General features: G+C 63.3%; 20 protein-coding genes. 15 read left to right on the top strand and 5 right to left on the bottom strand.

Translation table 11 applies throughout. From position 1 onward, the window contains the following. The 9 genes from C7435_RS17095 to C7435_RS06460 all read left to right on the top strand — a co-directional run. The coding region (locus C7435_RS17095; RefSeq protein WP_121210497.1) for a VCBS domain-containing protein at positions 1-2,549 on the top strand (2,549 nt) is incomplete at its 5' end. A 168-nt stretch (positions 2,550-2,717) separates the two neighbouring features. Continuing rightward, complete coding sequence (gene surE, locus C7435_RS06495; RefSeq protein WP_075190523.1) at positions 2,718-3,512, top strand: 5'/3'-nucleotidase SurE; 795 nt, start codon at positions 2,718-2,720, stop codon at positions 3,510-3,512. A 26-nt stretch (positions 3,513-3,538) separates the two neighbouring features. Then, positions 3,539-4,180: a protein-L-isoaspartate(D-aspartate) O-methyltransferase gene (locus C7435_RS06490; RefSeq protein WP_075190524.1), complete on the top strand. Its 642-nt coding sequence runs from the start codon at positions 3,539-3,541 to the stop codon at positions 4,178-4,180. A 34-nt stretch (positions 4,181-4,214) separates the two neighbouring features. Further along, entirely contained in the window at positions 4,215-4,601 is a 387-nt protein-coding gene (locus tag C7435_RS06485) for a hypothetical protein (protein WP_121210496.1), read from the top strand. A 128-nt stretch (positions 4,602-4,729) separates the two neighbouring features. Then, positions 4,730-5,671 carry a M23 family metallopeptidase gene (locus C7435_RS06480; RefSeq protein WP_170150363.1) on the top strand — a complete coding sequence of 314 codons (942 nt, stop codon included), beginning with the start codon at positions 4,730-4,732 and terminating at the stop codon, positions 5,669-5,671. A gap of 169 nt (positions 5,672-5,840) precedes the next feature. Continuing rightward, positions 5,841-6,170: a preprotein translocase subunit YajC gene (yajC, locus tag C7435_RS06475; RefSeq protein ID WP_075190601.1), complete on the top strand. Its 330-nt coding sequence runs from the start codon at positions 5,841-5,843 to the stop codon at positions 6,168-6,170. 50 nt (positions 6,171-6,220) lie between these two features. After that, positions 6,221-7,876 (top strand): protein translocase subunit SecD, encoded by a 1,656-nt coding sequence (gene secD / locus C7435_RS06470; protein ID WP_121210494.1) that lies wholly within the window; start codon positions 6,221-6,223, stop codon positions 7,874-7,876. Between the two features lie 15 nt (positions 7,877-7,891). Further along, complete coding sequence (gene secF / locus C7435_RS06465; RefSeq protein ID WP_121210493.1) at positions 7,892-8,836, top strand: protein translocase subunit SecF; 945 nt, start codon at positions 7,892-7,894, stop codon at positions 8,834-8,836. 93 nt (positions 8,837-8,929) lie between these two features. Next, entirely contained in the window at positions 8,930-9,538 is a 609-nt protein-coding gene (locus tag C7435_RS06460; RefSeq protein WP_075190528.1) for a urate hydroxylase PuuD, read from the top strand. A gap of 187 nt (positions 9,539-9,725) precedes the next feature. Here C7435_RS06460 and C7435_RS06455 read toward each other — a convergent pair whose 3' ends face one another. Further along, positions 9,726-11,006, bottom strand: a complete 1,281-nt coding sequence (locus C7435_RS06455) for a serine hydrolase domain-containing protein (protein WP_121210492.1) — start codon at positions 11,004-11,006, stop codon at positions 9,726-9,728. A gap of 73 nt (positions 11,007-11,079) precedes the next feature. Further along, entirely contained in the window at positions 11,080-11,685 is a 606-nt protein-coding gene (locus C7435_RS06450; RefSeq protein WP_121210491.1) for a superoxide dismutase, read from the bottom strand. 105 nt (positions 11,686-11,790) lie between these two features. On the opposite strand from C7435_RS06450, the gene C7435_RS06445 reads away from it, so the two are divergent. Both C7435_RS06445 and C7435_RS06440 read left to right on the top strand, forming a co-directional pair. After that, a complete protein-coding gene (locus tag C7435_RS06445) occupies positions 11,791-12,612 on the top strand; it encodes a squalene/phytoene synthase family protein (RefSeq protein WP_121210490.1) in 822 nt (273 codons plus the stop codon). A 67-nt stretch (positions 12,613-12,679) separates the two neighbouring features. Beyond that, on the top strand, positions 12,680-13,375 hold the full coding sequence (locus tag C7435_RS06440; RefSeq protein ID WP_121210489.1) for an SDR family oxidoreductase: 696 nt from the start codon (positions 12,680-12,682) through the stop codon (positions 13,373-13,375). 26 nt (positions 13,376-13,401) lie between these two features. On the opposite strand, the gene C7435_RS06435 is transcribed toward C7435_RS06440, so the two are convergent. The 3 genes from C7435_RS06435 to trmFO all read right to left on the bottom strand — a co-directional run bounded on the left by C7435_RS06435 (position 13,402) and on the right by trmFO (position 19,090). Continuing rightward, entirely contained in the window at positions 13,402-15,345 is a 1,944-nt protein-coding gene (locus tag C7435_RS06435) for an alpha/beta hydrolase family protein (protein WP_170150362.1), read from the bottom strand. 273 nt (positions 15,346-15,618) lie between these two features. Continuing rightward, complete coding sequence (locus C7435_RS06430; RefSeq protein WP_170150361.1) at positions 15,619-17,577, bottom strand: alpha/beta hydrolase family protein; 1,959 nt, start codon at positions 17,575-17,577, stop codon at positions 15,619-15,621. A 112-nt stretch (positions 17,578-17,689) separates the two neighbouring features. Further along, positions 17,690-19,090, bottom strand: a complete 1,401-nt coding sequence (gene trmFO, locus C7435_RS06425; RefSeq protein WP_121210486.1) for a methylenetetrahydrofolate--tRNA-(uracil(54)-C(5))-methyltransferase (FADH(2)-oxidizing) TrmFO — start codon at positions 19,088-19,090, stop codon at positions 17,690-17,692. 93 nt (positions 19,091-19,183) lie between these two features. Between trmFO and C7435_RS06420 the strand changes: the two genes are divergently transcribed. From C7435_RS06420 to C7435_RS06405, 4 genes are all read left to right on the top strand, one after another. Beyond that, complete coding sequence (locus tag C7435_RS06420; protein ID WP_147422643.1) at positions 19,184-20,356, top strand: hypothetical protein; 1,173 nt, start codon at positions 19,184-19,186, stop codon at positions 20,354-20,356. 72 nt (positions 20,357-20,428) lie between these two features. Next, on the top strand, positions 20,429-21,601 hold the full coding sequence (locus tag C7435_RS06415; RefSeq protein WP_075190537.1) for an energy transducer TonB: 1,173 nt from the start codon (positions 20,429-20,431) through the stop codon (positions 21,599-21,601). 71 nt (positions 21,602-21,672) lie between these two features. Further along, the gene (locus C7435_RS06410; protein WP_121210484.1) at positions 21,673-22,563 is read left to right on the top strand and encodes a hypothetical protein; all 891 of its coding nucleotides are present in this window, start codon (positions 21,673-21,675) and stop codon (positions 22,561-22,563) included. A gap of 87 nt (positions 22,564-22,650) precedes the next feature. Further along, on the top strand, positions 22,651-23,706 hold the full coding sequence (locus C7435_RS06405; protein WP_121210483.1) for a hypothetical protein: 1,056 nt from the start codon (positions 22,651-22,653) through the stop codon (positions 23,704-23,706). Positions 23,707-23,793 lie beyond the last annotated feature (87 nt).

Below are 23,793 nucleotides of genomic sequence, written 5' to 3'. Positions count from 1 at the left end.
ACAGCGGCTTGTTTGACTATCTGCAAGAGGGTGAGAGTGTCACCCTCACCTATGATGTCGAAGTCTCTGACGGCCGCGAGGGTGGCCAGACGACGGTCTCGATCACCATCGAGGGCTCGAACGATCTCCCGACCTTTGTCGACTTCACCCTGTCGCTGGGCGAGAGCGAGCCGCTCTGGGTCAACCTCCTGGCCAGTGTCGAGGATGTCGACAGTGATACGGTGACCATCACCGACGTCGTCGCCTTCACCAATAATCCCGACCGTGTCGTGACGGCCAATGTCAATCTGGAAGAGGGGACGGTTACCTTCCCCTATGGCCAGTATGAGGACCTTGCCGAGGGCGAGACGGAAATCCTGACCATCAGCTTCAATCTCGATGATGGTGATGGCGGCATCGTAGCGCGCGAGCTCCATTTCACGGTCGTCGGCCAGAATGATGTGCCTTATATCGAGCCGTGGAACTCGCAGCTCGACGCGACAATCGACGAGAATGACGCGGCCACGCTGACCGCGTCCGGTACCGTCGTCTTCGATGATCCAGACGCCAGCGACTATCACTATGGCAGCGTCACCAATGTCAGCCTCTCGGGCACGGTCGGCGAGCTCGACCCGGCTTCCATGAGGTGGTTGCTCAACCTGTCGGACGGCGAGCCGGGTTCGTCGCTGAACTGGACCTTCTCGGCCGATAGCGGCGTGTTCGACTACCTCCAGGAAGGCGAGAGCGTCACGCTGAACTATGACGTCGAGGTCAATGACGGCTACAGCACGGCCTCGACCACGGTTTCGGTGACCATTGAGGGCACGAACGATCTGCCCACCTTTGTCGATTTCGGCCATGAGATCGACGAAACCACCTCGCTTTGGGTCAACCTTCTGGGCAGTGTCCAGGACGTCGACAGCGACAACATCACGATCTGGGATGTGGTTGCCTATACCGACAATCCGGACCGGGTCGTCGCGCTTGATGTCAATCTGGCGGAGGGGACGGTCCTCTTCCCCTACGGCCAGTATGAAGACCTTGCCGAGGGCGAGAGCGAGATCCTGACCATCAGCTACACGATCGATGATGGCGATGGCGGTATCGTGCCGGCTGAAATGCACTTCACGGTGATCGGCTCGAATGACGTGCCGTATTTCGAGCCGTGGAATTCGGAACTGGACGCGACCGCTGAAGCTTCTGGCGACGGCCAGCTGGCCGCCAGCGGTGTGATCGGCATCTCCGATCCCGATGCCAGCGATATCCATACCGGTACGACGCTGGGCGTGGTCCTGTCGGGTGATGTCGGTGAGCTGACCGAAGCCGATGTCCTGGGACTGTTGAGTTTCGATGCAAGCGCGCCCGGCGCTTCGGTCGCCTGGTCCTTCGATGCTGAGTCGTCCCTGTTCAGCCAATTGTCCGGCAGCCTGACCCTGACCTACCAGGTCGAGATCAGCGACGGTCATGACAGCGTAACGGCACCGGTCACCATCACGATCACGCCGCAGAACGCCGCCCCGGACGCGCCGGACCTCGACGTCGCGATGAACGAGGACAGCTTCTTCGTCTATGTCGACCTTCTGGAAGGCGCCAGTGATGCCGATGGCGACAGCCTGTCCGTCAGCAATGTTGTCATGGAAACGTCCAATCCGGATCGGTCCTTCGTCTACAATCTCGACACTTCGGGCGGTCAGTTCACGATCTATCCGGGCAATTTCCAGGACCTGTCGGCAGGCGATACGGAAACCATCACCCTGACCTATGATGTCGAGGACGGGCAGGGCGGTGTCACGCCACGCACCGTCACCATTACCGTCGACGGCGCCAATGATGCGGTCTCGGCCTATGGGGGGGCGTCGCTGACCTTTGGCGAGAATGATGCGGCGGTGCTCAGCGATAGCGGGACGATCAGCTATTCGGACGCTGACGCGAACGACACCCATACGGTGACGGTCAGCTCGGTGCAGGTTCGCGGCCAGGATTCCGGGCTTGCGGGTGTTGATATCGGCAGCCTGTTCACCTTCGACGCGTCGGACGGGGTGTTGAGCTGGAATTTCGAGGCCGATGGAAGTGTCTTCGATTATCTGAATGGTGGCGATAGCGTCATGATCAATATCGGTGTTGAGCTGAGTGACGGTGCATCCAGCAGCCTGCTCCAGTTCAGTCTCTTCATCATTGGTGCCGATGACACCGCATCGATGAAGGTCCAAGCTTTCTCCAAGTCGGAGCCGATCGATTTCGACAAAGCGCCGGTGGCCGAGGCGCTGGCAGAGACCGGTGCGGACGACGGCCTCGTGTCGCTGTCGCATGATGACGGTCTGGCCGTGATGACGGCTGGCGATGTCGCTGATTTCGGCTTTGATGGCGTGTTCGACATCTCGGACTTCCGCGGAGTGGTGAAACTGCCGACGCTGACGGAAGCCGGGGATGTGCCGATGGAACTCGAGAGCGTGAGCCCCACGCTCGTTCAGGTGGACGCGTTCGACTTGCCCGGTCTGGACGCTGTCGTCCCGCCTCAATTCGATGGCACAATGACCGTGCCGGTGATCGACTCGGTCGAGGGCTGGTAGCTTCATCGCATCGAATTTGTACGACGAGTGCGCAGGCGGTCCTCCCCAAAGGGCCGCCTGATGCACGTCCGGACGCTGGTATCTGCGCGCTTTGGGGACTGGCAGGCGCCTCGAAATGCTTTAGAAGCGGGCCCACCAGAACAGCCAGAACGAAGCGACCGGTCGATCATGATCCCAGACAATCCCCGCATCCTCCTCACCAATGATGACGGCATCCGGGCTCACGGGCTCAAAGTGCTCGAAAAGATTGCCCGTCAGCTGTCGGATGATGTGTGGATCGTGGCGCCGGCCGAGGAGCAGTCCGGGGCGGGGCGCTCGCTCTCCCTGCATGCGCCGCTGCGGGTGCGTAAGTATGACGAGCGCCGCATGTCGGTGTCCGGCACGCCGACCGATTGCGTGCTGATGGGCGTGCAGGACCTGATCCCGGGCAAGCAGCCCGATCTCGTCCTGTCCGGTGTCAATCGCGGCCAGAACATCGCCGAAGACGTGACCTTTTCCGGCACCGTGGCCGGCGCCATGCAGGGCATGCAGCTGGGTATTCCCTCGGTGGCCCTGTCGCAGGCCTATGGTTTTGGCAAGGATGATCCCATCCAGTGGGAGACGGCGGAGCTGTATGGCGCCCCGATCCTGCGTCGCCTGTTCGATTTGAAATGGCCGGACGACGTCTTGATCAACATCAATTTCCCCGATCGCAAGCCGGACGATGTCGAGGAAGTTGAGGTCACCCGCCAGGGGCGCCGCGACCAGCATATCCTGCATGCCGAGCACCGGTTAGATCCGCGCGGCATGGATTATTACTGGCTGGCCTTCAAGGGCCTGTTGTCCAATCCGCCGGACGGGGTTGATCTGCGGGCCATCTATGACGGAAAGATATCCGTCACACCGCTGCACATGGACCTTACCCATGGCGAGACCCTGGGCAATCTGAAAAGCATGCTTGGCGGCGTGCCGCCCAAGTCCTGACCTGACGCGAAAAAGGCCGACCACGCATGCAATTGCCTGATCCCCGCATGATCCAGCTTGTGATGAGCCTGCGTGGCGGTGGTGTCACCGACGCCACGGTGATGGGCGCGCTCGAACGCACGCCGCGCCATCTCTTCGTGCCGCAGCGCTTTGGTGACCAGGCCTATGACGACCGGGCCCTGCCGATCGATTGCGGCCAGACGATCTCGCAGCCACTGATCGTCGCCCTGATGACCCAGGCGCTGAAACTGGATGACCGTTGCAAGGTGCTCGAGATCGGCACCGGGTCGGGTTACCAGGCGGCCGTGCTGGCCCGTCTTGCCCGCCGGGTCTATTCGGTCGAGCGCTATCGCACCCTGTCGCGCGAGGCCGAAGCCCGGTTCGAGGCCATGCGCCTGACCAATATCGTCACCCGGATCGGCGATGGCACGCTGGGTTGGCCGGAACAGGCGCCGTTCGACCGCATCATTCTCACGGCTTCCGCCCCGATCCGGCCAGATGCCATTCTCGGACAGCTCAAGGATGGCGGCATCGCGGTGGCGCCTGTTGACCGGGAAAACCGGCAGGTCCTGGTCCGTTATGTCCGCGATGGCGACACGATCACGGAAACCGATCTGATGGATGTCCGCTTTGTGCCGCTGGTAAAGGGCGAAGCCCGCGCTTTGTAAGACCTTTTCCCGGAAAATGTGCTAGAGTGTCGGCATGGGCATAACGTATGAAGACATCGACGCAGACGGGTTGGTGCGGGTGACGCTGACCGGTCTGCCAACGCGAACGGACCACGCCGCCCTTATCGAACGGGTTGGGGCGCAAATCCGCTCTGGTCAATTGCGCGCCGTGATCATCGACGCATCCGCTGCGGAGCTGCCGGCCAGCACCAGTTTTTCCGAAGAAGTCTGGGAAGATTTCCTGTCCGGACTCGGCCATCGCCCCTTTGCCTATGTGCCGCCGAGCGGTCATGACAATGCCAAACGCCAGGCGATGATCCGGCTGCTGCTGGACGAGTGGGGAACCTGTTTCACTGAGTGTACGGATGTTGAGCAGGCCCGCGCCTGGTGCCTCGCCCGGATCGCTGAACAGTCTGATTGATCCGAAGCGTCGAGCCACCGTTTCATTAAATCTGTATCAGGCGCGGGCAGGGCGGCGTGTGGATAACCGGCGGTTAAGCCTTCTCTGGCTTGATGACGGCGAATATCCTGTCGGAGGTCGAGCCTGAAATGCGTGTCACGTCCCTGATCTGCCTCATTGCGGTGGTGAGTGCGAGCCTTGCGGCTTGTGCTTCCGGTCCGCGTGAGCCGGCCCGGGTCGACTATCGCAGCTTCGGAAATGGGTCGAACACACCATCGTCATCGGCATCGTCTTCCTCGCGTTCCCCGCAACGCGGCACGATGAATTGCGGCTCCGGCTATACCGTGCGCACCAATGACACCCTGTCCGAGATTGCCGAGCGCTGCGGCGTCAGCATGTCGGATCTCGCCAGCACCAACGGGCTCAGCGCGCCCTATACGCTGCGCGTCGGCCAGACGGTCGCAATGCCGCGGCCCCCGGTGCATGTCGTCCAGCGCGGCGAAAACCTGTACCGGATCGGCTTGCGCTATGGCGTGCCCTTCCAGCAATTGGCCAGCCATAACGGCCTTCGTGCGCCCTATGAGATCGAGATTGGCCAGCAGATCCGCCTGCCGCATGGCGCCCAGGTCGCGTCGACCACATCGGGCGGTTCTTCACGGGCACCGACCTCTCGTCTGACCAATGACCGTCATACGCCGCCACCAGCGGAGGCGGGGGCGCCCAGCTTTGATTGGCCGATCCGTGGCCAGGTCCTGTCCAGCTTCGGGCGTCGCCCCAATGGCGAGCGCAATGACGGTATCAATATCGAGGCGGCGACCGGGGCTGAGGTCCGGGCTGCGGCGCCGGGCCAGGTTGTCTATGCCGGCAGCGAGCTGGCCGGTTATGGCCAGCTGGTTCTTGTCCGTCACAGCGGCGGTTTCGTGACCGCTTATGCCCACAATTCCCGCCTGCTCGTGCGCGAGGGCGACCAGATCAGCCGTGGCCAGATCATTGCCCAGGCGGGGGCGACTGGCACGGTCGACCGGCCGCAGGTGCATTTCGAGATCCGGTCCGGTGTGAATCCGGTCGATCCGATGTCCTATCTGCGCTGATCCGGCCGCCGCCGTGTGTGCCTTGCGGCACACAGTCCGACAGCGCTGTTACAGCCGACCCTTGTTGCAACCAGGCCTCGTCCCGATATAGTCCCGCGCATTCGAATTTCGGGGCGTCTGCGCAACATTGTTGCGTTACGCGCCCAGCAGCCGCGGAGCGCGCTTCTTCATGCAAGAGTTTCTTCAATCCCCGATCCCGATGCTCGTCCTCATGGGCCTGGTCTTCTATTTCCTGCTTATCCGTCCGCAACAAAAGCGGATGAAAGAGCACAAGGCGTTGATCGAGGGCCTCAAGCGCGGTGACGAAGTCATCACCCAGGGCGGCATGATCGGCAAGATCGCCAAAGTGTCCGACGAAGAAGTGACGCTGGACCTCGGCGAGGGTGTGAAAGTCCGTATCGTCCGCTCCACGATTGCTGACGTGAAGGGCCGTACCGCCCCGAAGCCGGCCAATGATGCCAAGAAAGACGACAAGAAGGACGACAAGGAAATCGGCTGAGCCGATTGACCGTCATCCCTGATCGTCCCTGACCAAGAGGCCGCGCTGACATGTTGCATTTCGGGCGTTGGAAACTGCTTTCCATATTCCTCATCACGCTGCTCGGCGTGATGTACACCATCCCCAATTTCGTGCCGGAAACCGACCGGTACACGATCAATGAGGCGGATGGCACGGCGACGCCCAAAGGCATCTGGCGCTATATCCCGTCGGGGACGATCAATCTCGGCCTCGACCTCCAGGGCGGTTCGCATATCGTCTTTGAAGTCGACATGGACGAGGTCCGTGACGCCCAGCTGGAAGCGCTGGCCTCGGATATCCGCACCAGCCTGCGCGAAGCGCCGCCGGTGCTGGCACGTTCCGTCGCGGTGATCGGTGATGAAGTCGTGGTCCTGCTGGTCCGCCCGGAAGACCGGGCGACGGCGCTTGAGCGGGTCCGCGCGCTCAATACGCCGGTGACGACGGGTGTCGGCCAGGTCGGTCTGGCCAATATGTATGACATCGCGGCCGATCCGTCGGATCTCTCGGCGATCCGCATCTCGGTCACGGCGCAGCAGTATGAAGCCATCCGTAACCGCACCCTGGAACAGTCGATCACGGTGATCCGTCGCCGTCTCGACGGGCTCGGCACGACCGACCCGACCATTGCCCGTTCCGGCGATCGCCGCGTGCTGGTCCAGGTGCCCGGCGCCGATGATCCGCAGGAGATCATCGACTTGGTCGCCACCCAGGCGGCGATGAGCTTCCACCTCGTTGATGAGAGCGTCGATCCGGGTCCGAACGGGCAGGCGCGCACCCCGCCCGGCGTGAGCATCTACACCATGGCGGACACGGGCGGCACGGCCTGGCTGGCCGTTGAGACCCGGCAGCGTCTGACCGGCGAGAACCTCAACAGTGCCTATGTCACCAGCCATCCGAATTATGTCGGACCGGTCGTCGGCTTCCGCCTCGACACGCAAGGCGCCCTGATCTTCGGGGAACTCACGCGGGTCAATCGTGGCCGCCGCTTCGCAATCGTGCTCGATGACGAGATCATCACCGCACCGACCATCAATGAGCCGATCCTGTCCGGTTCCGGCGTCATCGGCGGTGGTTACACCTATGAGAGTGCCAATCAGCTGGTCATCCTGCTCAATGCCGGTGCCTTGCCGGCGACGCTGACGCCGGTTGAGCAGCGCGTCGTGACCGCCTCACTCGGGCGCGACCAGATCGAAAGCGGCCAGCTGGCCGTGATGATCGGCTTTGGCCTGGTGATCGTCTTCATGGTCGCGATGTATGGCGTGTTCGGCGTCTTCTCGACCGTGGCGCTGTTGGTCAATGTCTTCCTCATCCTGGGCGGCCTGTCGGGCCTTGGCATGACGCTGACCCTGCCGGGCATTGCCGGTATCATCCTGACCATCGGCATGGCGGTCGACGCCAATGTGCTGATCTATGAGCGCATCCGCGAAGAGGTCAAAAACAACCGAACCCCGGTCCAGGCGATTCAGGCGGGTTATGAGCGGGCGCTGGCAGCGATCCTCGATGCCAATATCACCACCTTCATCGCCGCTGCCGTGCTCTACATGCTCGGCGCCGGTCCGGTGCGAGGTTTTGCCGTGACGCTCGGTGTCGGTATCCTGACCTCGGTCTTCACCGCTTTCGTTGTCTCCCGCCTGCTGGCGGTTGTCTGGCTGCGGGCTTTCAAGCCCAAAAAGCTGCCGCTGTAAGGGGAGGAAACGAACATGACCCTCGCACTCGTCAAATACCTGCCCACCTCGGCCAAGGTCCCCTTCATCCGCGGACGCTTCATCGCGCTGGCGATTTCCGGCCTTTTCATCGCATTCTCGATGTTCGAGTTCGCCACGGTGGGCATCAATTTCGGCATTGATTTCCGCGGCGGCATCCAGACCGAGGTCGCCGCGCTGAACGCAACCTCGATCGAGGATTTGCGGAGTACGGCCAACGAACTCAATCTCGGCGAAGCTCGTGTCCAGGGCGCCGGTGCCTCCGGCGCTGACCGCACCACCTATCTCATCTCGCTACCCCTGCAGGAAGGAGAGGGCCTTGAGGGCGAGGCCGCCCAGAACACGGCCCGACAGGCGCTGGAAGATGCGCTCGTTGCTGCTTTCCCGGATATTGAAATGCGCGGCACGACCGTGATCGGCGGCGCCGTGTCGGGCGAGCTGATCGTGACGGGTTTCACCGCCATCGGCGTCGCGCTTTTCCTGATGCTGGTCTATATCTGGTTCCGCTTCGAGTGGCAGTATTCGGTCGGCGCCATTGTCGCCCTGACCCATGACGTCATCGCCACCATCGGCATGTTTTCGCTGACCCAGATGACGTTCGACCTGGCCACGGTCGCGGCCATTCTGACCATTGTCGGTTATTCGATGAACGACACCGTGGTCGTGTATGACCGGATCCGCGAGAACCTGCGTAAATACAAGCGCATGCCGCTGCAGGACGTGCTCAACCTGTCGATCAATGACACATTGTCCCGCACCATTTTGACCTCGGTCACGACGCTGGTGGCGCTGGTCTCGCTCTATCTCATCGGCGGCACGGCCCTGAAGGGCTTTGCCTTCGCGATGATCTGGGGCGTCTTGATCGGGACTTTCTCCTCGATCTTCGTGGCTGCGCCGATCCTTCTCTTCACCAATGTCCAGCGCGAGAGCAATGAGAGCTGAGCGGGTATAGGGCCGAGCCCACTATCCTGAGACGCGAATAACCCGTATTTTCGCCCCACTGACAGAGTGATTCTGACAATTGGGGAGGGAAAAATGGGTGCAATACTCAGCAATCTACGTACGACGGTGATCGTCTCCTTCGTGCTCTCGGCGGTGTTTCTGGGCGCCTATGTGATGGCCGGGGCCATCGATATCAATGCGGCGTTCTGGCAGGCCCTGGCCCGCTGGACGCATGTTGTCGCCGGCATCATGTGGATCGGTCTGCTCTGGTATTTCAACTTCGTGCAGATCCCGAACATGCCGAAGATACCGGATGACCAGAAGCCGGCCATTGGCAAGGTGATCGCGCCGGCGGCCCTGTTCTGGTTTCGCTGGGGGGCGGCCTTCACCGTGCTCACCGGCCTTGCCGTGGCCGCGTCGCGCGGGCTGACGATGGAGTTCCTCTCCTTCGGTCTGATGGCAGACGCCTATTCGCCGCAATATTCCTTCATCGGCATCGGCATGTGGATGGCCATCATCATGGCGATCAATGTCTGGTTCGTGATCTGGCCCAACCAGAAGATCGCCCTGGGCATTGTCGAGGCGGAGGCCGAGGCCAAGCCGAAGGCGGCGCGCACGGCGATGCTGTTCTCGCGCACCAACACGCTCCTGTCCTTCCCGATGCTGATCGCAATGGCGATGGCGCAGACCATTTTCGGCTGACGCCCGACGGACAGACATGGCCTGAAACGTTCAGGGCCCGCCGGAGACACTGGCGGGCCCTGTTCACGTTCGGGGGGTACGTGAGCATCCGGGTGGCTTTACAGGGAGGGACGCCGCCCGTTGCCTTCGTACAACGCGCGGACGCCTCCAATTCCGTCGCCATAAAATGCGCCGACGTACAGCCGCCTCAGTCGAAGGCGAAACTGGCGTAAACCCGTGGCCGGAATTCGCGCAGCGTGCGCGGCTCGGGCCGGTATTGCGAGGGCTGGATCTGGGTCATGATCACGGCCGCGGTGCGGGTTTGCGGGCTCACGAAAAAGTCGGTGTCGAACAAGCCGCCCCAGCTCAGATCCCCGGGCACGCCGGCCGGCTGCTGGCCTTCAGCTGCTGGCAGGACAATGTCCATGCCCAGCGCGAAGGCGCGGCCGTCCCAGCCGTCGCCCAATTGATCCCCGGTTGCGTGCGGGCTGGCAAATACCGCGAAGGTCTCTTCCGACATCAACTCGACATCACCAAGATGGCCGCCATTGGCCAGCAGCATGGCGAAGCGGATATAGTCCGACGCCGTCGAGACGAGGCCGCCGCCCCCGGATGGCCAGGTCGGAACGCCGAACTCGTAAGGCACCATCTCGCCGTTTTCATCGTGGACATAGAGCGGCGCCAGCTCGTCTTCACTGAAACTGACATCCTCGTAGAAGAAGCCGGTGGCCTCCATCCCGAGCGGGGTGAAAATCTCGGTGTCGAAGAAGGTGTTGAGCGGCTGTCCCGAAACGATCTCGATCACCCGGCCGGCGACATCGAGACCGTAGGAATACATCCAGCGATCGCCCGGATCGCCATAAAGCGGCAGCCCGGCGAGACGGTCGACGCGGACCGCCAGATCGCCTTCGCCATCATACATGGTGTTTTCCAGATGGAGACGGCCCAGATCGCTGTCGGCCTCGAAGATATAGCCGAGGCCGGCCGTGTGGGTGAGCAGGTGCTCGATGGTCATCACCGTGTCCGGTGCGCGCGTCTCGATCTCGCCGGCTTCATTGGCCATCGGCGAGACGGCCACGCGAACATCGGCAAAGGCCGGGATGTAGTCACTGACCGGATCGTCCAGCGCGATCTCGCCGCGCTCGACCAGCATCATGATCGCAACCGCTGTGACCGGCTTGGTCATCGAGGCGATGCGCACCGGCGTGTCGACTGTGAAGGGCGTGTGGTTTTCGAGGTCGGCTTCGCCGGCCTCGGACACAAAGGCAATCTGTTCCCCGCGCGCGATGATCGCCGCATAACCGGGGCGCGCGCCTTCGGCGGCGAGTTCGTCCAGCCGGGCGTCGAGCAGCGACAATGCGTACGGGTCAAAACCCAGCGCGGCAGGATTTTCAACGGTGTGGATGTCTTGCGCCAAAAGCGGCGCGGTGACGGGCATGAGTGCCGTCGTGGCCAGCGCGAACGCCGCCATGGCTTGTTTGAACGCCATCTAACCTTCCCCTCGGGATATTTTTATCGACCGGGGGGAAGGTTAGGACGCCAGTGCCGCTCTGACGAGGGGCTTATTGGGCGGCAGCGAGGTTTTCAGCCGCAAATTCCCAGTTCACCAGCTTGTCGAGGAAGGTGGTGATGTAGTCGGGACGACGGTTCTGGAAGTCGAGATAATAGGCGTGTTCCCAGACATCCATGGTGAGCAGCGGCGTGACGCCGTCCTCGGTCAGCGGCGTTTCGGCATTCAGTGTCTTGCGCACTTCCAGCTTGCCATTGGCCAGGACCAGCCAGGCCCAGCCGGAGCCGAACTGGGTGGCGCCGGCATCGGCGAACGCGGATTTGAACGCGTCCAGGGAGCCGAAATCGCGATCGATCATTGCCGCGAGATCACCGCTCGGGGTGCCGCCGCCATTGGGGCGCATGGACTGCCAGTAGAAGGTGTGGTTCCAGATCTGGGCGGCATTGTTGAACACGCCGGCCTTGGCGGCATCGCCAGCGGTCTTCTTGATCACGTCTTCCAGCGACAGGGCGGCGAACTCGGTTCCGCCGACCAGGCCGTTGAGCTTGTCGACATAGGCGTTGTGGTGCTTCCCGTGGTGGAAATCCAGCGTCTGGGAGGAGATATGGGGGGCCAGCGCGTCTTTGGCATAGGGCAGATCGGGCAGGATGAAAGCCATGGGAACCTCTTACAGTGACGAAGGCGGGAAGGATGAAGGCCGGTTGGGCCGTTTTCATGTCCGCACATATGGTGTGGACAGCGCTCATGTCCACCGGGGAGACGCATGATGGTCAAAGAAATCGACAGCTTGCTGCAAGCCGCCGACCCGGATCGTTATCTGTGCGCCCTGTTTGCGCAGCCGGAGCACCGGGCCGGTCTGCTGGCACTCTACGGCCTCAATCACGAGCTTGGCCGCGCCGCCGATTCCAGTTCGGAAAGCCTGATCGGCGAGATGAAGCTGACCTGGTGGCGTGACGCCGTTGCTGATCTTTATGCCGACCCACCCAAGGTTCGCCGTCACGATGTGACCGAGGGACTGGCCGCGCTGACCGACCGCATCTCGCTGGCCGATCTGACACCTCTCATCGAGGCCCGCTTCGACGATCTGTCGGCCCGTCCCTTCACGGATCTCGACGATCTGCTGGCTTATGTCGATGCCACCGCCGGCCGACTGGTCTCTCTGGCGCTCGCCGTGGTCGGCGCGCGCGACGCGCTGGCACCGGAGACGGTGCAGGTCGCCGGACGGGCGTGGGGGCTGACGGGTTTGCTGCGGGCATTCCCTATCCGGGCACAGATCGGGCGCGCCCCCATTGGCGGCGATGCCCTGGCCGCCGTCGACGCCACGCCGGCGATGATGGCCCAGGGGCTGGGGGCGGAGAAAATCGCCCAGGCGCGCGTCGGCATTGTCGAGACCGCCAAGGCCGCCTGTGCCCGGCTCGAGGCGGCGCGTCCGCTTCCGGCGGATGTCGTTCCGGCAATGGGCTATTGCCTGTTGGCCCCGACCCATCTGCGTCGCCTGCCTGACAATCCCTACGCCCTCGCGCCTGACATCAACCCGCTGGCACGTCGCCTGCGCCTCACCTGGCTGGCGCTGACCGGGCGTTAACTGGTGCCGCCCTCTTGCCTCGCCGGGCCGCTCGCGTCCAACATGGGTGCAACCAAGGAGACAACCGATGCATCACGCGCTCATCACCGGAGCCAATCGCGGACTGGGGCTGGAGCACGCCCGGCAATTGCTCGAGCGTGGCTGGCATGTCAGTGCCGCCGTCCGCGACCCGGCCGCTGCAACCGAGCTCGCCGCTCTGCCGGTCGGCAAGGGCAAGCTGGATGTTCACGCCTATGATGCGGCAGATCCGGACAGCGCCGACGCACTGGCCAAGGTCGTCACCGGCCCGATCGACCTTCTGTTCGCCAATGCCGGCATGATGGCGCCCGAAACGCGCCGTTTTGGCGCCGCGGCGGGGGCGGCGATGCTGGAAGAGTTCAAGGTCAATTCGATCGCGCCGCTGGCGCTGGTTGAGGCCTTTGTTGACCGCGTCGCCGAGTCCGAGATGAAAGTGGTCGCCCTGCAGTCCTCACGCATGGGTTCGATCCGCGACAATGGCAGCGGCGGTGGATACGGCTATCGCGCGTCCAAGGCGGCCCTCAATGCCATCGGCAAGTCGTTGAGCATCGACCTCAAGGATCGCGGCATCGTCGTCCTGATCCTGCATCCCGGCTGGGTGAAAACCGCCATGGGCGGCCCCAATGGCCAGCTGACAGTGCAGGAATCTGTATCGGGACAGCTCGACCTCATCGCCCGTGCCTATGGCAATCCGGTGATGAGCGGTCGCTTCTACCACGTCTCCGGCCAGGACCTGCCCTGGTAGGCAGGCCCTGACCGGGACCTGGGCGACTACTCGCCGAGATGCGTCGCGAGGAAGGTTTCCAGCTCGGTGAGGACGAGTTGGCGGGTGGAGGACGCCGTCAGCCAGTGATCGCCATCATCAATGGTGATCAGTTCGACATCGCCGCCGGCCCGGCTGATCGCACGCCGCATAAACTGGCTTTGCTCGATCGGAACAACTGTGTCATCGCGCCCATGGATCAGCAGGACCGGGATGGTGATGGAATCGGCATGACGTGTGGGGGACGCGGCTCTGAGTGCAGCGCGAACATTGTCCTCGCCTTGGGCGATCCGTTGCATCCATGACCGGATGAACCAATGCGACCGTCCATAGCGCTGCCGGGTATAATTGAGCATTTCCTGTGTGTCGCTCACGCCCGCGATGGCGACCGCACACCGATAAGTGTCCGGTGTGAAAGCGGCACCGGCAAGCGCGGCATAGCCGCCATAGCTGGCGCCGACAATGCAGACCCGATCCGGATCGGCAATACCGGCCGTGACCAGGCGTTCGACCGTATCGGTCAGATCGTGTTGCATGACGCCGGTGCCCCATTGCCCGTAGCCCGCTTCCATCCAGCGATAGCCATAACCGGAGGAGCCGCGGAAGTTGGGCTGGACCACCGCGTAGCCGCGCGAGGTCAGGAAATGCGCGAAATAGTCGAAACCGCCCTTGTCGCGTGATTCCGGTCCGCCATGGGGCAGGATGACGGTCGGGAAGGGACCATCGCCATCGGGCCGGGTGAGGTAGGCTTCCAGCGTCGCGCCGTCGCTTACCTGGTAGGTGATGTGCTGGCGAGCCTGCAGGGCGTTCACCGTTAAATCCGGATGACTGGCGCCGATAATGTCCATTGATCGTTGGGCGACATCATAAAGGAAGTAGACGGGCGGCGTGGCCGGATTGTCTGCCCGGACAACGAGGCGGGTGAAATCCGGAGTCCAGCTGACAATTTGTGGTCGCCAGTCCGGCATGGCTCCGTCAATCACCACCTGGTGTGCGGCCAGCCGTTCGTCGAACCAGTGCACACGCTCAAAATCCTCGATCCAGCTGACGCCGACGACGAGATTGCTGTACGGGTCAATCAGTACATCCTCGATATCAAACCGCGCGTGCTGGAACACGACATCGTCCAGCTCTCCGGTCTCGAGGGAGAGGCTGTAAAGTGCCCGGCGCGAGTCCTGCGCCGGATCGGATGGGATCATCAGGGTTGTGACCGCCAGGCGACCGTCCGGCAGCAGGCCGGCGAATGAGTAGCGCGGCCGCTCAACCCCCGTTTCCCGGCTGATAGTGCTCCACCCGCTCCCGGACGGTATGCGCAGTATCTGCCGGTCACGGTCATTGTTGTAGTCGAGGCGGGCGACAGGTTCTCCGCGAGCGTTGACAACCCAATCGCGTGTGTCGCGCGCGCCCCTTGCGGCTGTCACACTGTTCCCGGTCACCGGGTCGACTGCGAGGAGATTGCTTTCGCGGTTATCGTCACGCGCCGGGATCAGCAGGTGTCCGCTCTCTGCCTCAATGCCGATGATACGACTGACATCGAGGTTGAGACCGAGGCGGTTCGACCGGCGCAGCAATTGCCGCGAGTCCATCTCGTCATCTGCGTCGAGCGCGACCAGGGTGGAGAAATCATAATCGCCGCGGGCGCCCCAGATTGCGGTAACGTCGCTGGCCGTGACCAGGACATGCCGGTTGTCCGCCCAGCGCAGGCCATGGGTGCGAAAGTTTCTGGTATCCGCCGCAATGATCGCGCCGCTGCTGATCTCTTTGACCACCACCACCGGCGCGCCGTTGACATGGCTCGTATAGGCGAGGCGCCGACCGTCGGGCGACAGGACGACGTGCGCCATCGCCGGGTCCGCCGCGAACGTCTCGACAGGTAAGACCTGGCCACGGGCCGGCGATAGACCGGCGAACAGGGCGAAACAGGCGAAAACGCCGAACACAAACCGTAACATGACACCCCCAAACTTGCGGAGCATCAGAAAGCAGGCCGGGGCCGTATACAACCTGTTTGTGTAGGCCGGGAGGTGGAGCTGACCGCGCCGTCAACGCTGCCCGATCTGCCTGACGGGGACGACATCGACATTCATCGGCTGGAAGGCAGCCTTGACGCCATCGAGATGATCGTCCGGGACGGTCGGACTCCGGTCATGCGCGATTGCTTTTGCACGCCTTTGGGCAGTGCCGGCCCTGGCCGGCAGGTTGCGGTGTCAGAACGCCTGCCGGCGTCAGTCTGCTGGCGCGACTACGGGCGCGTTGGCTGGCAGATGGGCAGCGAGGAAATCTACCAGCTCCGAATACCAGACCTGGCGGGCATCCTCGACCAGCAGGTAGTGGTCTGTGCCTTCGCGCTCTACCAGCGTCACATCGGCGCCGGCGCGCCTGGCGGCCCGGGTGAAGCGGCGACTTTGCTCGACCAGGTTGACCGAGTCATCCTCGCTGTGGACCAGAAGCAGGGGCATGGTAATCGCCTCGACATGCTCGATGGGCGAAATTCGGTCCAGCCAGGCACCGTCCGGGCGCCCGCCCGCGCCACCGGCCAGGCGTTGCGACAACAGTGTCAGCCGCCAACTCGTGGAGGATGTCCGATCCTGAAGCCGCTGATAGTAGCGGTCCAACTCGGATATGGGCGAGTAGCCGGCGCCGCAGGTGAAGACGTCAGGCGTGAAGGTCGCCGCCGCGAGCGCTGCATAGCCGCCATACGCAGCCCCGACGATACAGGCCTGCCCGGCGACGGTGATATCCGCCGCTTCAAGAGCACGCAGGGAGTCGGTCAGATCGGTTTGCATGACGCCGAGTCCCCAACCGCCGAAGCCGGCCACGGCCCAGTCATGCCCGAACCCTGTGCTGCCACGGAAATTCGGCTCGTAGACGGCGTATCCGCGTATCGCCAGCAGGTGAGCGAGGTTATCAAACCCGCCCCGCGTACGACCGCCGGGGCCGTCATGCACCAGAATGACGGTCGGATACGGTCCCTCGGTTTGCGGCACTGTCAGGAAGCCGGGAATATCGACACCATCGCGGGCTCGGATCGCGTAGGGCTGGCGGGCTGGCAAGTCCCGCCCGGCAAGCCGGGGCCGGGCCGAGCCGAGTTCGCGAACCTCGCTGGATGCCGCGTTGTAGAGTACGAGCCGGTCGGGCGCCGACATGCTCCGGACGCGCAGCAGCAGCGTCGTGCGATCGCGCGACCAGCTTTCCAAGACGGCGTGGGGTGCACCGATCGCAGTGCGGGCTTCGCTCTCGAGCGCCGCCAGCGATGCATCCAGCCAATCCGAGCTGGACAGGTTTGTCTCGTAGCGCACACCGACGGCGGTGTTGCTATAGGGGTCACCGATCACCTCGCTGATGTCGAGATCGGGGTGCATGGACAGAATGCGGGTAATCTCACCGCTCTCCATCGACATCGCCAGCAGCGCTGTCCGCCCTTGCGTCCGCGGGTCGATATAACGCGACACAAAGGCCATCTCGCCGTCCCCGGTCAGCCCGTAGACGACAAGATCGGGCAGGGCGGTGTCGTTGATCTCCCGGACGATCGGCCAGTTCGGTTCGCCGTCATTGCGGCGAATCCGCAAGCGATTGTGCCGGTTGGAATATTCCACATTACCAGCGAACCTTCCGTCCGCATCGACAATCCAGTGCCGCGTCTCGTCCGAACCGAGCGCCAGGACCCGGAAAGCCCGGGTCAGGGGATTGACGGCGCGCAGTTGGATCTGTCCGCCATCGGTGCGTTTCGGGGCAATCATGTAGCCTGTGCCGGCCTCGATCCCCACGATGTTGCCGGCATCTGGCGTGTAGACTGTCGGTTGGAGCGTGAAGGCGACGTCCAGATCATTGTCGAGATCGAAGGACACCACGCCGCTGACATCGCCCTCACCGTAGCCACGGATGTCGATCGGGAAAATGGCCCGCAAGGCGATCACGCTATCGCTGGTCCACAATAGTTCCATGGTTCGCCAGGCCGCAGCCCCGGCCTCCTGGCGCGCGCCGGTCACCAGATCGACGACAACTAGCTGGTCGCCGCCATCAACCGTCGTCAGAAAGGCCAGCCGCTCGCCATCGGGCGACAGCCGGGCCATGCGGAACTCCTCGTTCGACGCGAAATCGGTGACATCGGCCACCGGTTGCGCGGTGGCGTGAGTGCAAAGGGCCGCGATGGCGGCGAGCGCCAGTACAAGACGATGAAACATGGGATTCTCCAGACCGAGGAGCATATTATGGGGCCAGGCCAAGCCCGCAACCCAGAATAGTCGGCGTTCGCGTGGTTTCCACGTGCCGCTCTCGCCCGCGAGCTGCAGCTGGTCAGCCCGCTTGCCAGACCGCCAGATCGGCCAAGGCCCGCGTCGACAGCGCATTCTTGCGGGCCGGCGTCTTGGCCTTGCCCTTGATACGGTTGCCGTCGGCATCGACGGTCGGCTGCTCGATCGGCGGGAAGAGGCCGAAATTGACATTCATCGGCTGGAAAGAGCCCTTGCCGCCGTCCAGATGACCGCCGGTGACATGGCCGATCAACGCCCCGAGGGCGGTCGTCGCCGGCGGTGGGGTGAGGGCGGTGCCGAGGCGTTCGGCGGCCGCATAGCGCCCGGCCAGCAGGCCCATGGCTGCGCTCTCGACATAACCTTCGACACCGATCAGCTGGCCGGCAAAGCGCAGGCGCGGCTGGCTCTTCAGGCGCAATTGCGCGTCGAGGAGTTTGGGTGAGTTGAGGAAGGTGTTGCGGTGAATGCCGCCGAGGCGGGCAAAGCGCGCCTCTTCCAGGCCCGGGATCATCCGCAGCACCTCGCCCTGGGCGCCGTATTTCATCTTGGTCTGGAAGCCGACGAGATTGAACAGCGTTCCCAGTGCATTGTCCTGGCGCAGCTGGACAATGGCCCAGGGCTTCACGGTCGGATTGTGCGGATTGGTCAGGCCGACCGGCTTCATCGGCCCGTGACGCAGCGTCTCGCGACCCCGCTCGGCCATCACCTCGATGGGCAGGCAGCCGTCAAAATAGGGGGTGTTGGCCTCCCATTCCTTGAACTCGGTCTTTTCGGCCGCGATCAGGGCGTCGATGAAGGCCTCATACTGGTCCTTGTCCATCGGGCAATTGAGATAGGCCTTGCGTTCGGCCTCGGTCTCGCCCTTGTCATAGCGCGACTGGAACCAGGCTTTGTCGGTATTGACGCTGTCGCGATAGACGACCGGGGCGATGGCATCAAAGAAGGCCAGCTCGCCTTCGCCGGTCTCCTTCAGGATGGCTTCCGACAGGCTTTCCGAGGTCAGCGGGCCGGTGGCGATGATGACGCTGTCCCAGTCTTCCGGCGGCAAAGCCGGGATTTCCTCGCGATTGATGGTGACCAGCGGATGCTCGGAGAGCTCCTTCGTCACCGCTTGCGAGAACACATCGCGATCAACCGCCAGCGCCCCGCCGGCCGGCAGGCGGGCGGCATCGCCCTGGCGCAGGATGATCGAGTCGAGGCGGCGCATCTCCTCGTGCAACAGGCCGACGGCATTGGTGCGGTGATCATCCGAGCGGAAGGAGTTGGAGCAGACCAGTTCGGCCAGCCCGTCGGTATGGTGGGCATCGGTGCCCTTCACGCCGCGCATCTCGTGCAGGATGACGGGCACGCCCTTGGAAACGAGCTGCCAGGTCGCCTCGGAGCCGGCCATGCCGCCGCCGATGACGTGAACGGGTTTCATCGCTTGATCTGTCATGCGCGGCATATCGAGCCCGCGCGTGGGGGAGTCAAGCGGCGACGGGCAGGCTTGACGGTGATCTGGCCGCGCCGCAAAAATAACCACAAGGGGAGATTGCGTGTGATTCAGGCAGGGATTGTGGGTCTGGCGGCTTTTTTGTTCGCCGATGAGGTGGTGTTGCCGGCAACGGTGACGGACGCCTATTTCGCGTATGAAGCGGCGGTGGAGCAGCAGGATTTTGCTGCCGCGAGCCAAGCGGCGGAAATCGCGTTCCGGGAGGCTCGTGCCGCCGGTATCGGCGAGGACATCCAGCTTACCCTTGGGGTCAACGCGCTTGCGATGGCTCCGGCCCGCGGCTCCGGTGCCGGCCTTGTCGAGCTGGTTGATCAAACGGCGGACCTCGCCATCCGATCCGGTGACACGACATTGGTGCGAGACGTCCGCTTGCAGGGGATTTCATCGGCGGCACAAGCGGGCGATGCAGTCGGCTTCGGTGCGATGATGGCGCCGATGATCGACGCTTTGATCGAGCCGCCGCTCCTGGAGGAACCCGATCAGGTGCGGCTCTTTGCTGCGACTTATCCGAACTCTTTCACGGAACCGCTTGGCGAAGACGTCCGAACGAGTGTTGCCGCCGAGCGCGACGCGCTGCTGTCTTCCGGGTCTGATCCGGTCCAACTGGCCAATCTCACACTGATATTGCGTCGTGATGCGTTCTTGCGGGACGACCGCGGTACGGCGCTCGATCTGACGGATGAGGCCCTTGCGCTGATTGACGCTGACACGATGGCGGGCGCGCGGGCACAGACAGCCTTGTTGGGCGGCCTTCCCGGTCTCGCCGACATTCTGGTGGCGGACGGGCTGACGGTCGGGCAGGCCGTCGCCGAACGGTCTTCGCAGATGCAGGATGCGCTGTGCGCGCACCTGTCCAGCCAGCCCGTGCCGGTAGGACCGTGGCGTGAGGTACAGGTGCCGACGCGGTCCGTCGAACGCGGTCGCCATCACGCCGCCGCGCGGTTCGAATTCGAGGTCGTTGATGGCGAATTTGCGTCATTTGGGCCCGAAATGGCGATATCAGGCGGACGCGATAGCGACCTGCGCCGGGCCGTTGAGAGACAGCTCTCCGAGACCGTGTTTCATGCCGGCTGCGATGGTGAGCCTGCCTCGATGCGGGGTCTATTCCGCGTCACCTATGTCGGTGGCGTTACCGGGCATACCGTCGGAGCCTACCAACTGTCATTTCGCTTGCTGCAGTCCATATCCCCGGCCAGGCCGGTACCGGCAGGCCGCTAGTTGGGGTGTGCAATCGGGCGCGTACACGGACGAAGCGTGGGTGCCGTCACCTAGGGAAGTTGGGGAGATCGAATGACATACAGACACTGGGTCGCCGGACTGGCCTTCCTCATCGCAACAACAGCCACCGCCCGGGCGCAAGACGAGCCGCTGCCGCAGGCGGTCGCGGATGCCTATCTGGCCTATGAAGCGGCCTTGGCCGACGCCGATGCTGACGCCGCCCTGATCGCGGCGCGTGCCGCCCATGCGGCGGCGGAAGACGAGCGGATCGATCCCTCCCTGACCGCCGTGCTCGCTGAAAATCACGGCTATCTTGCCAATGTTGCCGGTCACTTTGAGGAGGCGCGGGACGCCTGGCGCCAGTCCGGCCGATTGTCGAACCGGAACAATCTGCCAGCCGCCGAACGGGCCTGGCGTTGGCACAATGCGGCGTCCAACGCGCTGCTGGCGGACGATAATAGTGATGCCTGGGCATGTTCCGGCGAGGCCATTGATGCGATCGAGGATCTGGACGGGGATCTGGAAGCCGTGTCGAATTTCGCTCGGGATGCTTATTTCCTTCGCGCCCGTCTGGCGGCCACGCGTGGGCGAACCATGACAGCCGGCGCGCTGGCTCGGCGGCTGCTCGAACTTCCCGCTGATGTCGATGTCGAGCCCGGCTTGGTCTTTGCACTCGCGCACTATTTCGCAGGTCTGGAGCAGTTGATGCGCGAAGACGTTGGCGATGCGGCCTATCATTTCCACGTCGGCCGCGACGCTGCGGCCAGGATTGATGCTGACCCGATTGTCACCAACCGACTGTCAGCTCTGGCTGTTTACTCGAGGGAGCAACTCGGCCGACTGGATCGGCGTGGCGAGCAGCATGATGACCGGGAAGCGGAATTGCTGGCGGCCCGACTTGCAGACGATCCTGTCCATGTGCGGTGGTACCTGGCGGCCGATGAGATCGACGAGGAAGTTCCCGAGGGATATGTTCCGGCAGCACCGATCGAGCGGAATCCTCCGCCCTATCCGGCCCGGGCCGCACGCGATGGCTATGAGGGCGTCGTCATCGTGAGCTTCAATATTGATGAGACCGGACGGGTCAGAGACGGCGCGATCGTCGACGCGCTGCCACCGGGTATCTTTGATGAAGCAGCGCTTGGCGCACTCTCCGATTGGCGCTTCGAACCGGCAACACAGGACAGCGTACCGGTCAGCGAAACCGGCCGAATGATCCATTTCAGTTTCCGCTTCGCCGACTGACGCGACCGCGCGTCGCGCTTGATCCTTGCGGGCAGGGCGGTATCTCTGGCGGCGAAGTGATCGGAGCCGTCATGTCGAGCCAGCCCATTCCCGTCCTGCGCAGTGTTGTCGTCGCCTACAGCCTGCTGGCCACGCATTGGCAGCGCTTCGCGCTCGCCGGCCTGCCCTTCACGCTGGCCTATGCGGTCCGGCTCTGGTTGGCGCACAAGGGGCAGGCGGTACCGCTGGACGGTTTCTGGCTGACCCTTGATGCCACGGCCCTGATCGCCATGACCGTTGGCAGCCTGGCCTTCTCGGCCATGGCTTTCCGTCTTGCCATGCACGATGAATATGCCGGGCGCTGGGGACTGCAGCTGTCCGGCGATGAGTGGCGGCTTTTCATTGTCACCCTGCTCAATGCCGCCTTGGTCCTGATCGTGGCGCTGCTGGCGGCGATGTTCGCCTTCGTGGTGTTCAGCACGATTGCCGGCGGCGCGGTCGACCGGGCCGGGATCAATCCCGAAGAGGCCGGTTTCGACCTCCCGACCGCCATGAGTTACATGACCCTGGCGGACTGGATCGCGGCCTGGGTCGTCAATGCCGTCGCCTTCCTGCTGGTCGCTTGGCTGATTGCCCGCCTGTCGGTTTCATTCCCGGCCAGCATTGCCCAGCGTGCGGTGCGGGTTTTGTCGGTCTGGACGCTCAGCGAGGGGCAGGCCTGGCGCATCATGGGGGCGATGGCGGTCGGCATCCTGCCACTGCTTGCCCTTGAAATCGGACTTTACGAAGGGCTCAGCGCGATGCTCGGCGACCGCTTCCTCGCAGCGCCGGTGACCGTGGGGGCCAGCGTGGAGACCTCGGGCGGCTTCGTGATGATGCAGGAATACATGCGGGTGACCGGCTTCTTCGCCATCGTCAACCTGCCGGTTATCGCCGGCCTCTACGCCCATTTTCATGCCGTGCGAACGGCAGAAGCCACCTAGCGGGACAATTGCCGACCGGTTCCCGCTGGCGATTTTTCGTCAGGCGCGCATGATGGCATCATCGTGACGCAAGGGCAGGGGCAAATCATGGCCACGCAAAGCTTCGACATCGGCAAGGCTATCTTCTGGTTTTTCATTCGCTTCGGCGAGAAACCGGGCGGTGCGCTCTGGCTGTTCGCCTTCCAGGCACTGTGTGCCCTGGTCCTCGTCGCCCTGTCGGTGATGATGATGGGACCGGCCTATATCAATCTGTTCGAGCTGATCGAGGCCGACGCCAATGGTGGTCTCAGCGATGCCGACGCCTTGCGGCAGGTGTTTGATATCGTCATGCCATTCCTGACTTATGGCATCCTGATCATACCGCTCTCCCTGCTGTTTGTGGTGATGTTCCAGGGGGCGTGGCTGCGCTTTCTCACCAAGGGCGAGGTCAAGCCGGTCGTACCGATCCGCTTTGGCGGTGACGAGATCCGGCTGATCGGGGTCAACCTGCTCTATCTTGTGGTCGCGGCGGTTGCCTATTTCGGCGTTGCGATGCTGATCGGGATTTTCGGCTTTGGTGCTGTGATGATGGCCCATGGTGGGGGTGATGCGGGTGCGATCGGCATTGGCGGTGGCCTGCTGGCCTTTGTCGCCTTTCTCGCCGTCCTGGTCGCCCTGCTGGTCTTTGCAGTCCGCCTGGCGTCGGCACCCGCCCTGACTGTACTCGATGGTCGCCTGCGCTTCTTTGAAAGCTGGGACGCCAGCAAGGGCGTCTTTTGGCAAATGCTGATCAGTTATGTCGTGGCTTATGCGGTCATGATGGTGATCGGTGGCACGCTCGGGTTTGTCGTCCAGCTGGCCCTGCTGGCGGCGCTTTTCCCGATGCTGATCGATATGGCGGAAATTGCCGAACAGGGCAGCCAGGTGGATGTCGACGCGCTGCTGGCCAGCATCCAGTCCAGCCTCAGCCAGCCGGGTACGCTGCTCGCCCTGATTGTCGGCTTTTTCTTGCTCTACGCTTTCCAGGTCATGCTCGAAGCCGTCTGGCATTCGATCGGCGCCTATAATGCCGTGCGCGTTCGCAGCGGCGGGGAAGGCGAGGCATCGGATGCACCGACCCTGGCGGCCGATCACCCGATGGGCGCCTCGCCCAGCGAGGGGTGAGCGTCCGGCAAACTGACTTGCACGCCATGCGGGCTTCCGCCTAACGTCCCCCGGGACATCTTGGCTTCGGGCTGCAGGGGACAGGTC

Source organism: Maricaulis maris (assembly GCF_003634045.1).
GTDB lineage: Bacteria > Pseudomonadota > Alphaproteobacteria > Caulobacterales > Maricaulaceae > Maricaulis > Maricaulis maris.
This window is presented reverse-complemented; position numbering and strand designations above follow the sequence as displayed.

Excerpts from the sequence above, each read along its gene's own strand:
- surE (WP_075190523.1), top strand. The coding sequence starts at position 2,718 with ATGATCCCAGACAATCCCCGCATCCTCCTCACCAATGATGACGGCATC.
- C7435_RS06490 (WP_075190524.1), top strand. The coding sequence starts at position 3,539 with ATGCAATTGCCTGATCCCCGCATGATCCAGCTTGTGATGAGCCTGCGT.
- C7435_RS06485 (WP_121210496.1), top strand. The coding sequence starts at position 4,215 with ATGGGCATAACGTATGAAGACATCGACGCAGACGGGTTGGTGCGGGTG.
- C7435_RS06480 (WP_170150363.1), top strand. The coding sequence starts at position 4,730 with ATGCGTGTCACGTCCCTGATCTGCCTCATTGCGGTGGTGAGTGCGAGC.
- yajC (WP_075190601.1), top strand. The coding sequence starts at position 5,841 with ATGCAAGAGTTTCTTCAATCCCCGATCCCGATGCTCGTCCTCATGGGC.
- secD (WP_121210494.1), top strand. The coding sequence starts at position 6,221 with ATGTTGCATTTCGGGCGTTGGAAACTGCTTTCCATATTCCTCATCACG.
- secF (WP_121210493.1), top strand. The coding sequence starts at position 7,892 with ATGACCCTCGCACTCGTCAAATACCTGCCCACCTCGGCCAAGGTCCCC.
- C7435_RS06460 (WP_075190528.1), top strand. The coding sequence starts at position 8,930 with ATGGGTGCAATACTCAGCAATCTACGTACGACGGTGATCGTCTCCTTC.
- C7435_RS06455 (WP_121210492.1), bottom strand. The coding sequence starts at position 11,006 with ATGGCGTTCAAACAAGCCATGGCGGCGTTCGCGCTGGCCACGACGGCA.
- C7435_RS06450 (WP_121210491.1), bottom strand. The coding sequence starts at position 11,685 with ATGGCTTTCATCCTGCCCGATCTGCCCTATGCCAAAGACGCGCTGGCC.
- C7435_RS06445 (WP_121210490.1), top strand. The coding sequence starts at position 11,791 with ATGATGGTCAAAGAAATCGACAGCTTGCTGCAAGCCGCCGACCCGGAT.
- C7435_RS06440 (WP_121210489.1), top strand. The coding sequence starts at position 12,680 with ATGCATCACGCGCTCATCACCGGAGCCAATCGCGGACTGGGGCTGGAG.
- C7435_RS06435 (WP_170150362.1), bottom strand. The coding sequence starts at position 15,345 with ATGTTACGGTTTGTGTTCGGCGTTTTCGCCTGTTTCGCCCTGTTCGCC.
- C7435_RS06430 (WP_170150361.1), bottom strand. The coding sequence starts at position 17,577 with ATGTTTCATCGTCTTGTACTGGCGCTCGCCGCCATCGCGGCCCTTTGC.
- trmFO (WP_121210486.1), bottom strand. The coding sequence starts at position 19,090 with ATGCCGCGCATGACAGATCAAGCGATGAAACCCGTTCACGTCATCGGC.
- C7435_RS06415 (WP_075190537.1), top strand. The coding sequence starts at position 20,429 with ATGACATACAGACACTGGGTCGCCGGACTGGCCTTCCTCATCGCAACA.
- C7435_RS06410 (WP_121210484.1), top strand. The coding sequence starts at position 21,673 with ATGTCGAGCCAGCCCATTCCCGTCCTGCGCAGTGTTGTCGTCGCCTAC.
- C7435_RS06405 (WP_121210483.1), top strand. The coding sequence starts at position 22,651 with ATGGCCACGCAAAGCTTCGACATCGGCAAGGCTATCTTCTGGTTTTTC.